The organism is Pseudoalteromonas sp. MMG005 (assembly GCF_018101015.1).
Lineage (GTDB): Bacteria > Pseudomonadota > Gammaproteobacteria > Enterobacterales > Alteromonadaceae > Pseudoalteromonas > Pseudoalteromonas aurantia.
The window spans coordinates 1-2,933 of sequence record NZ_JAGJEK010000055.1; the positions used below are offsets into that span (position 1 = coordinate 1).

Consider the following 2,933-nt stretch of genomic DNA (forward strand, 5'->3'; position numbering starts at 1 on the left):
TAACTTCTGTCGCTTAAACCACTTTGGCGTTGTATGGTTAAGCCTCACGGGTAATTAGTACTGGTTAGCTTAACATGTCACCATGCTTCCACACCCAGCCTATCAACGTTGTAGTCTCCAACGGCCCTTCAGAGAGCTTATAGCTCTAGTGAGAACTCATCTCGAGGCCTGCTTCGCGCTTAGATGCTTTCAGCGCTTATCAGTTCCGAACGTAGCTACCGGGCAATGCCATTGGCATGACAACCCGAACACCAGCGGTTCGTTCACTCCGGTCCTCTCGTACTAGGAGCAACCCCTCTCAATTCTCAAACGCCCACGGCAGATAGGGACCGAACTGTCTCACGACGTTCTAAACCCAGCTCGCGTACCACTTTAAATGGCGAACAGCCATACCCTTGGGACCGACTTCAGCCCCAGGATGTGATGAGCCGACATCGAGGTGCCAAACACCGCCGTCGATATGAACTCTTGGGCGGTATCAGCCTGTTATCCCCGGAGTACCTTTTATCCGTTGAGCGATGGCCCTTCCATTCAGAACCACCGGATCACTATGACCTACTTTCGTACCTGCTCGACGTGTCTGTCTCGCAGTTAAGCTGGCTTCTACCATTACACTAACCGTACGATGTCCGACCGTACTTAGCCAACCTTCGTGCTCCTCCGTTACTCTTTGGGAGGAGACCGCCCCAGTCAAACTACCCACCAGGCACTGTCCGCAATCCCGATTAGGGACCTACGTTAGAACATCAAAACTACAAGGGTGGTATTTCAAGGTTGACTCCACACAATCTAGCGACTGTGCTTCTAAGTCTCCCACCTATCCTACACATGTAGGTTCAATGTTCAGTGCCAAGCTGTAGTAAAGGTTCACGGGGTCTTTCCGTCTAGCCGCGGGTACACAGCATCTTCACTGCGATTTCAATTTCACTGAGTCTCGGGTGGAGACAGCGTGGCCATGGTTACACCATTCGTGCAGGTCGGAACTTACCCGACAAGGAATTTCGCTACCTTAGGACCGTTATAGTTACGGCCGCCGTTTACCGGGGCTTCGATCAAGAGCTTCGACCTAAGTCTAACCCCATCAATTAACCTTCCGGCACCGGGCAGGTGTCACACCGTATACGTCATCTTACGATTTTGCACAGTGCTGTGTTTTTAATAAACAGTCCCAGCCACCTGGTCACTGCGGCTCTCAATCGCTTAAGGAGTAAATCCCATCACAATCAAGAGCGTACCTTCTCCCGAAGTTACGGTACAATTTTGCCTAGTTCCTTCACCCGAGTTCTCTCAAGCGCCTTAGTATTCTCTACCTGACCACCTGTGTCGGTTTGGGGTACGATTCGAAATAATCTGAAGCTTAGAGGCTTTTCCTGGAAGTAGGGCATCAGCAACTTCACTACCGTGGTAGCTCGTCTCGTGTCTCAGCCTAACAACGACCCGGATTTACCTAAGTCATTAGCCTACTCACTTTCACATGGACAACCAACGCCATGCTTGCTTAGCCTGCTCCGTCCCCCCATCGCAATTATTCCAAGTACAGAAATATTAATCTGTTTCCCATCGACTACGCTCTTCAGCCTCGCCTTAGGGGTCGACTTACCCTACCCTGATTAACATGGGATAGGAACCCTTGGTCTTCCGGCGTGCGGGTTTTTCACCCGCATTATCGTTACTCATGTCAGCATTCGCACTTCTGATACGTCCAGCATACCTCCCGGTACACCTTCAACCGCTTACAGAACGCTCCCCTACCACTTGTCCTAAGACAAATCCGCAGCTTCGGTGATATGTTTAGCCCCGTTACATCTTCCGCGCAGGCCGACTCGACTAGTGAGCTATTACGCTTTCTTTAAAGGGTGGCTGCTTCTAAGCCAACCTCCTAGCTGTTTTAGCCTTCCCACATCGTTTCCCACTTAACATATACTTTGGGACCTTAGCTGGCGGTCTGGGTTGTTTCCCTCTTCACGATGGACGTTAGCACCCACCGTGTGTCTCCCGGATAGTACTTTACGGTATTCGGAGTTTGCAAAGGGTTGGTAAGTCGGGATGACCCCCTAGCCTTAACAGTGCTCTACCCCCGTAAGTATTCGTCCGAGGCTCTACCTAAATAGATTTCGGGGAGAACCAGCTATCTCCCGGTTTGATTAGCCTTTCACTCCTAGCCACAGGTCATCCCCTAACTTTTCAACGTTAGTGGGTTCGGTCCTCCAGTTGATGTTACTCAACCTTCAACCTGCCCATGGCTAGATCACCGGGTTTCGGGTCTATACCCTGCAACTAAGCGCCCAGTTAAGACTCGCTTTCGCTACGGCTACCCTAATCGGTTAACCTCGCTACAGAATATAAGTCGCTGACCCATTATACAAAAGGTACGCAGTCACCTAACAAGTAGGCTCCTACTGCTTGTACGTATACGGTTTCAGGTTCTATTTCACTCCCCTCACAGGGGTTCTTTTCGCCTTTCCCTCACGGTACTGGTTCACTATCGGTCAGTTGGGAGTATTTAGCCTTAGATGATGGTCCACCTATATTCAGTCAAAGTTTCACGTGCTCCGACCTACTCGATTTCACTGCTTATAAATTTTTGTGTACGGGACTATCACCCTGTATCGTGGCACTTTCCAGAGCCTTCCACTAATTACAAAACAGCTTAAGGGCTGTTCCGATTTCGCTCGCCGCTACTTTCGGAATCTCGGTTGATTTCTTTTCCTACGGGTACTTAGATGTTTCAGTTCTCCGCGTTCGCCTCATATGGCTATGTATTCACCATATGATACCTGCAAGCAGGTGGGTTTCCCCATTCGGAAATCCTAGTCTCAAGCGCCTCTTACTGGCTCAACTAGGCTTATCGCAAGTTAGTACGTCCTTCATCGCCTCCAACTGCCAAGGCATCCACCGTATACGCTTAGTCACTTAACCATACAACCCAAAAT

The 2,933-nt window shown here is 49.9% G+C and carries 1 rRNA gene; it reads right to left on the reverse strand.

The annotated features are described in order from the left end of the window. Window positions 1-33: 33 nt before the first annotated feature. A 23S ribosomal RNA gene (locus J8M01_RS23610) occupies window positions 34-2,919 on the reverse strand. Window positions 2,920-2,933: the final 14 nt, after the last annotated feature.